Source organism: Limnospira sp. (genome assembly GCF_051859755.1).
Taxonomy (GTDB): domain Bacteria; phylum Cyanobacteriota; class Cyanobacteriia; order Cyanobacteriales; family Microcoleaceae; genus Limnospira; species Limnospira fusiformis.
In genome coordinates this window covers 1-7,165 of sequence record NZ_JBIMLI010000186.1, presented here as the reverse complement: position 1 = coordinate 7,165, position 7,165 = coordinate 1, and the positions used below count along the sequence as shown (strand labels likewise).

The window sequence follows — 7,165 nt, the reverse complement described above, 5'->3', positions numbered from 1 at the left end:
GTTCCTTAAAGATAGACGACAGAGCAACAGGCTGGCGCTCACCTGTGGGTGTCATCACCCCCTTAACGTAGGTCTAATCCTGGACCTGCATCTTGCAGACTCTGTGAGGAGTAATTTCCGCCTCCTGCCGGAAATTACCGGATTTTATGCAAGAGGATATCGCGTACTGAGACACTTAGCGCGAAACCCCTTGCTTTATGGATAAGGGTTATAACCCCGTTTTTTGGTAAAATCTTCAAGGTTTCTCTAACTTGGGTCAATGGGCTTAACTAGCGCACGAATTGCAATTGACGCGATGGGTGGAGATCATGCCCCCACAGAAGTAGTGGCGGGCGCGCTGATGGCACAGGAAAAATTTGGGGTTGATGTCATACTGGTGGGAGATCCTCAGCAGATTGAGGCATCCCTCAAAGAACACCACAGCAACTCACCATTGCCAGAAATTGTCCCCGCCGAAGGGACAATCGAAATGCACGAAGAACCATTAGGGGCGATTAAACGCAAGCCTAATGCTTCTATTAATGTTGCCATGAATTTGGTTAAACAAAAAAAAGCTGATGCGGTTGTATCTGCTGGTCACTCTGGGGCGGCGATGGCTTCGGCACTATTGCGGGTAGGACGCATTCGGGGTATTGATCGCCCCGCCATTGGTGCTGTGTTACCTACTATGGTGCGTTCTTCCCCGGTTCTGATTCTGGATGTGGGGGCTAATGTTGATTGTCGTCCTAAGTTCCTAGAACAGTTTGCTGTTATGGGAAGCATCTATAGCCAGTATGTTTTGGGTGTTGATAACCCGACTGTGGGATTACTCAATATTGGTGAAGAATCTTCTAAGGGTGATGATCTGGCGGTGCGGACTTATCAGATGCTACAAGAAAATTCTCTGATTTCTTTTGCTGGAAATGCTGAAGGACGAGATGTACTCACTGGTAAGTTTAATGTGATAGTTTGTGATGGCTTTGTGGGTAATGTACTATTGAAATTTGCCGAGGGAGTCGGAGAGGCGGTTCTCCAATTGCTGCGGGAGGAGTTATCTTCGGGACTGCGATCGCAATTGGGGGCTACTCTGCTGAAGCCTAGTTTAAAACGCTTTAAACAAAGGGTTGATCACGTTGAACATGGGGGAGCTTTACTTTTGGGTGTAGCCGGAATTTGCATTATTGGTCATGGGTCTTCTAAAGCCCCGACTATTTGTAATGCTATTCGCATGGCGCGAGATGCGGTTAATAATGAAGTGCTAGAACGCATTAATTTACAGTATCAAAAACACCAAAAACAGGCGATTGAACAAGAGTCATAATCTGGCGATCGTCGGATTTGGTGATCAGCCATATCCGGTGGGGAAAATTAATAATTGATCATTGTTAATTGTCAATTATCGATTTTACCCCCTCCCTGTACCGGAGGCCCCCCGTTTTGCCCCCTTTCATAGAAAATAGACATTTAAAGATACATGACAACCACAGGTATAGCTATTACAGGTAGCGGCGCGGCTACTCCGTCGGTTTTACTCGACAATCACCAACTTTCTCAACTGGTGGAAACCTCCGATGAGTGGATTAGTTCCCGCACAGGTATTCGTCAACGAGGCTTGGCGACCACAGAGGTAAGACTTAGCCAAATGGCGGCTTCCGCTTGCCAAAATGCGATCGCTATGGCTGGTGTACAACCTACTGATATTGATTTAATTATTCTCGCTACTTCCACCGCTGATGATTTATTTGGTAGTGCTAGTCAAATACAGGCACAAATTGGCGCGACTAAAGCGGTGGCTTTTGACTTGACTGCGGCTTGTTCTGGCTTTGTTTTTGGCTTGGTCACTGCTAGTCAGTTTATCCGTAACGGAGTTTATAAAAATGTGCTTTTAGTGGGGGCGGATATTCTCTCAAGATGGGTTGATTGGTCGGACCGCCGCACTTGTATTTTATTTGGAGATGGGGCGGGTGCGGTGGTTTTACAAGCCAGCGATCGCGATAATTTATTGGGTTTTGAACTCAAAAGTGATGGGAGTCTCAATAGTTCCCTTAACCTGGCTTGTCAACCAGAACCTAAGGCTTTGACTCCCGAAATTACTATCGGTCAAGGTAAGTATCTACCCATTACTATGAATGGTCAAGATATCTATCGCTTTGCTGTTAAAAAAGTCCCGGAAGTGGTCGAAAAAGCCCTATTTCACTCCGGCTTAACTGCTGCTGATGTCGATTGGCTTATCCTTCACCAAGCTAACCAACGGATTCTTGATGCTGTCGCTCAAAGGCTAAAAATCCCCCCCCATAAGGTGATTAGTAACCTCGCTAATTATGGTAATACTTCCGCCGCTTCTATTCCTTTGGCTCTTGATGAAGTAGTGCGATCGGGAAAAATACAATCCGGTGATATAATTGCTACAGCCGGATTTGGTGCAGGTTTAACCTGGGGTTCGGCAATCTTTAAATGGGGAAACTAATTAAAAGTTAAACCCCATTTTTTACTGTCCTATTTAGCTAAGGTTAACAAGCAAACAATAATGACTAAAACCGCATGGGTTTTTCCTGGACAAGGTTCACAGGCTGTCGGTATGGGTGCCGATTTATTTGATTCACCAGACGCACAACCTAAGTTACATCAAGCTGCTGATATCCTCGGTTGGTCTCTACCTGATTTGTGTCAGGGGGAGGCTGATAAATTGTCTCGCACTCTCTACACTCAGCCCTGTTTATATGTAGTCGAAACTCTCCTCGTTGATGCTCTCAAAAAACAAGGTCAAACTCCCGATTTAGTCGCGGGTCATAGTTTAGGAGAATATGTCGCTCTTTATGCTGCTGGAGTCTTTGATTTTGAGGCGGGTTTGCGTTTGGTTAAACATCGCGCCGAACTCATGGATAAGGCGGCGGGGGGACAAATGGCTGCTCTCATTGGCTTTAATGCTGAACAACTCAATCAACAACTAGAACAAACCGACAATGTGGTTTTGGCTAATGATAATAGTTCCGCTCAAGTCGTGATTTCAGGAACCCCAGAAGCCGTTGATAATCTCCTCAGTAAAATCAAGGTCAAACGAGCCGTTAAATTGAATGTATCGGGCGCTTTTCATTCCCCTTTAATGGCTGATGCTGCTACCCAATTTCAACAAGTTTTAGACTTAGTTCATTTTCAACAGGCTACCGTTCCGGTTTTGTCTAATGTAGACCCTACCCCCGCTACTGATGGGGAAATTCTCAAGGAACGTCTGGTTAAACAAATGACGGGTTCGGTGCGTTGGCGCGAAATTTGTTTACAACTTTCAGAACAGGGTATTCAAAAAGTGATAGAAGTCGGTCCTGGTCAAGTATTGACTGGATTAATTAAGCGGACCTGTTCCGGTTTGACCCTAGAAAATTGCGATCGCATTCCGCCATCCTAATTTCTTTAATCCTAATTGTACTGGGAGCATCCCGCTCCCTTCCCAATTAATTATCAATTACTAATTACTAATTATTAATTATTAACTCACTTTCCACCAAAGGTATGGTAAAATGGAACTGGCTGCCTTGGTTTTTCCCCAAAGAATCAGCCCAGATACGGCCTCCCCAACCCGTGACAATTTGCCTACCTATCGCCAATCCTAAACCCGTTCCCCCCACTGTGCGGCGTAGGGAACCCTCCTCCTGATAAAACCTATCAAAAACTTCCTCCAAGCGGTTAGGCTCAATTCCTCGTCCCGTATCAGCCACAGTCACCTCTAACATTCGATCGCCATTAGATTTAGCCTTAATAGTCACCTGACCCTCAGAACTGGTAAACTTGCAAGCATTATCTAACAGTTTAGTCAGCAATTCAACCAACCACTCACCATCAGCTTTAACTAACGGTAAATTATCATTAATTTCTACCTCAATTTTAGGCTTATTTTCCGCATATCTAGCACTCACACCACTAATAGCCAAATCAATACATTCTTCCAATCGCAAAGATTCCGGGTTCCAGTCCACTCTACCACTTTCTAAATGGGATAAAGTTAGAAAATCCTGCACCAATTTCCGCAGACGTTCCGCGTCAGCTTGAGCCGTTTCTAACATCACCTCTCGCATTTCCAAAGGCATATCTGGTTCCTGACTCAAAGACTCCAAACAGACCTGAATTGTAGATAAAGGAGTCCTTAATTCATGACCTGTAATGGCAATCAAATTGCTGCGAGTCCTTTCTAACGCTTCCAATTGCCGATTCAATTCCTCAAGATTTGCATGAGTTTCCGCCTGAATTAAAGCCGCAGCCAACTGAGTAGCGATCGCATCCATCAAAGACAGCTCATCATCTTCCCAACTGCGACAAACCGAATTACACTGATGCAATTCTACCATCCCCAAAAGCCGACCTTGCGACAAAATCGGCACCATCAACCAGCCGCCAATTTCCCATTTTTCAGCCAGTTTAGCCAAAATATTCTCACCCTCATCTATCCCATAATCCACCTCCCCCGGTTCCCCCAAATACACATAACGTTGTTGTTGTAGAACCTGTATAAATAAAGGGTTATTTTCCAGCCACCAAGTCTCCCCCCGTAAAGATTTAACCTTTGTTCCCTCCGGTTGTTCAGGGCACGATCGCAGATATTCATGTTCAATAACAACACTTTTATCAGTAGACTTACACCGATAAATTAAACATCGATGAGCCTGCATTGCTTCCCCAAATTCACGAGTAGCAATTTCCAGAACTTCTTCCGGGTCAAGAGATTGACGAATAGCCGCTGTGATGGAATTAACCAATCGCTCCTTCCACTCCTGAACCGCCAAAGAACGATAAACCCGCAGTAACTTATGTTGACCTGCTTGTAAATAAGTTACCAAACGATGAGCAAACGGATCATTTAGTGGCGAGTCTAGCTCAACTTCCTCCTTCGGATTGTGCCGAGATTTGCGAGTTGTGGATTTCCCTTTTTTATCCAGCTTTTTCGGTAAATTAAAGCTATTAACAGCCTCTTCAATTTTGCCTTGTATTTCCGGTCGATAATACTTAACTCTTCCTAGTAAAAGGATCGCGACTTGGGAACAAATCTGACGATGAGAAGTCCATACACCCTCAAAGGGACGCGCTTGGTCCATCGTCAACTGTTCTGACATCTCGGAATTTTCCGCTAAATCCTCACGTTCAATACAAACCAGACAGCTTGCATAATTCTCCCCTAACACCACTAAATTCCATTCCTTACTCAATATATCTTCCGGTGGAAAAGCCACAGTTTCATAAGCATCAGAAGCATTTTTAAACTCAGTTTCTGGTGCAGCCATCACATAAACTTGAGACGTTAAAGCAGCAATTCGCCGATATCTATGTGCTTCCTGACGATAAAACCTTTCTCGCTGAAATGTAGCAATCACCAACGGAGAATCTGACCCCGCCAACACCTGATCTTCCATAGCATGAGAGAGAGCAATTAGGGAAGATTTAAAGTATATTTGAGGTCTAATCTGTGGTTGACACTGCACCAATTCTGCTAGAATTGACATGGAAATGCTCATATATTTTTCCCCCGCAGATTTTCTTCCCAGGAAATTGTATAAAAGCGATCGCCATAATGGTCACAGGGGTAAACTGGGGGAATATGTACTGATTCTGAACGCGCCAACAACAGCCAATGACCACTTTCCGTCACATAGCCAATTTCTACAATATAGTCGCGATCGCTCATCGGTACCGGAATATACCATTCCTGCGTTAACTCATCGCACTCATATTGTTTCATACTGTGGGGACGCTGCTTATCCATATCGATCCAGGTGACATCGTAAACCCGCAGCGCCAGTTGTTTACCTCCTTTTTGTCGCAAGGGTTCTCGATACTCATTACCAATATCCCAATAAGCATAAGCCCAACTGGGATCTCGTGGCAACAACACGATACATTTCTGATTATAGCCACCCGGTAAATCCGGGAGTCCTTCATCTACATCCAAACCTATAATTTCGCCATCATCCTGTTGACCTACATTGAATTTTTTCGATTCCACATCTAACTGACTGCGATCGTCTCCTCCTCCCACTACCCATGCTTGACCACCTGTTAGCGTTGCTTGCTTCAAATTCTCATCCGCCTCTCCATCCCTTTCCGACACCTCATCGGAGGAATCTCCTAACTCAATTTCCGCTACCTCAGAAACCTCCTGAGTTTCCGCATCTTCCACAACTTCTAATTCCGAGACCCTTTCCGAATCCGAATCCCCAATATCTGCTACCTGGTAACTCTCCTGACTCTCCTGAGTTTCCGCATCTTCCACCACCTCTGATTCCGAGACCCTTTCCGAATCCGAATCCCCAATATCTGCTACCTGGTAACTCTCCTCAGTTTCCACATCTTCCACCACCTCGGATTGGGAGATAACTTCCTCCAACTCATCCCCAATATCTGCTACCTGGTAACTCTCCTCAGTTTCCACATCTTCCACCACCTCGGATTGGGAGACAGTTTCTGAGACTGTTTGGAAATCGAAAGTTTTGGCTGATAGTTCTGGAGAAATAAGCGTTGATGTTTCTTCAGGTTTAGTATCAGAGGATATAGAAGTTTTTGCCGATTCATGTAATGCTAGCGTTGTAGATGTATCCTTTGACATCTGCGATAAGGTTGTCGATGCTAAATCCGGGGTTGGTTCAGGTTGAAGGGATTGTCCTAAACCCTCAGTTTTAGCCTGTGCTGACCTCAAATAGCGATCGCGCTTTCTCCAGAGCAGAAAAGCAATTAAGACAGCAATAGATAATAGTATTAATAACCACAGGAGAAACTGTCCCGACGATGAAGCAGCCACCAATCCTGCGGGGTCAGTCCTACTAGGTGCTGATTCTACAGACCTTCCCTCTGAACTCTCCGATAAAGGTTCAGCCTGAGATAAAACCACTTCATTGGTCGCCAACCCAGTCGAGGTCAAAGCCGTTCTCGAACGATTTGGGTATAATTGAGCAGAGACCAACCTAGAAGTCGCCAAAGACTTAGGAGCGAGATCAAGGATACAGACCAACGCCAAGGTAGCAATTGATGTTTTTCTTTTATATGACATAAGTGGCAGACCCACAATCGGGATGTTCCAGTCAGCATTACACAGAGCCTGCTCGCATTTTATCATAACAATGTCGCCCCATTTACCAAAGATCCTGGGTCTAAAGCCCCGTCCTAGAAGGACGGCTTTTTATGTTATACTATTTTGTTTGTGCGA

5 protein-coding genes are annotated in these 7,165 nt (G+C 45.0%); 3 read left to right on the top strand and 2 right to left on the bottom strand.

What is annotated here, in order from left to right:
* Positions 1-259: 259 nt before the first annotated feature.
* The 3 genes from plsX (at position 260) to fabD (ending at position 3,382) form a co-directional block, all read left to right on the top strand.
* Complete coding sequence (gene plsX, locus ACTIE0_RS21735) at positions 260-1,300, top strand: phosphate acyltransferase PlsX (RefSeq protein WP_006669785.1); 1,041 nt, start codon at positions 260-262, stop codon at positions 1,298-1,300.
* Positions 1,301-1,453: 153 nt separating this feature from the next.
* Complete coding sequence (locus ACTIE0_RS21730) at positions 1,454-2,446, top strand: beta-ketoacyl-ACP synthase III (protein ID WP_006625925.1); 993 nt, start codon at positions 1,454-1,456, stop codon at positions 2,444-2,446.
* 60 nt (positions 2,447-2,506) lie between these two features.
* A complete protein-coding gene (gene fabD / locus ACTIE0_RS21725; protein WP_006625926.1) occupies positions 2,507-3,382 on the top strand; it encodes an ACP S-malonyltransferase in 876 nt (291 codons plus the stop codon).
* 67 nt (positions 3,383-3,449) lie between these two features.
* Here the strand turns inward: fabD and ACTIE0_RS21720 are convergent, their stop codons facing one another.
* Positions 3,450-5,480 (bottom strand): DICT sensory domain-containing protein, encoded by a 2,031-nt coding sequence (locus ACTIE0_RS21720; RefSeq protein ID WP_006669786.1) that lies wholly within the window; start codon positions 5,478-5,480, stop codon positions 3,450-3,452.
* On the bottom strand, positions 5,477-7,009 hold the full coding sequence (locus ACTIE0_RS21715) for a DUF4912 domain-containing protein (protein WP_439516985.1): 1,533 nt from the start codon (positions 7,007-7,009) through the stop codon (positions 5,477-5,479). The genes ACTIE0_RS21720 and ACTIE0_RS21715 overlap by 4 nt, the downstream gene beginning before the upstream one ends.
* Between the last annotated feature and the right edge of the window lie 156 nt (positions 7,010-7,165).

Excerpts from the sequence above, each read along its gene's own strand:
- ACTIE0_RS21715 (WP_439516985.1), bottom strand. The coding sequence starts at position 7,009 with ATGTCATATAAAAGAAAAACATCAATTGCTACCTTGGCGTTGGTCTGT.
- ACTIE0_RS21720 (WP_006669786.1), bottom strand. The coding sequence starts at position 5,480 with ATGAGCATTTCCATGTCAATTCTAGCAGAATTGGTGCAGTGTCAACCA.
- plsX (WP_006669785.1), top strand. The coding sequence starts at position 260 with ATGGGCTTAACTAGCGCACGAATTGCAATTGACGCGATGGGTGGAGAT.
- ACTIE0_RS21730 (WP_006625925.1), top strand. The coding sequence starts at position 1,454 with ATGACAACCACAGGTATAGCTATTACAGGTAGCGGCGCGGCTACTCCG.
- fabD (WP_006625926.1), top strand. The coding sequence starts at position 2,507 with ATGACTAAAACCGCATGGGTTTTTCCTGGACAAGGTTCACAGGCTGTC.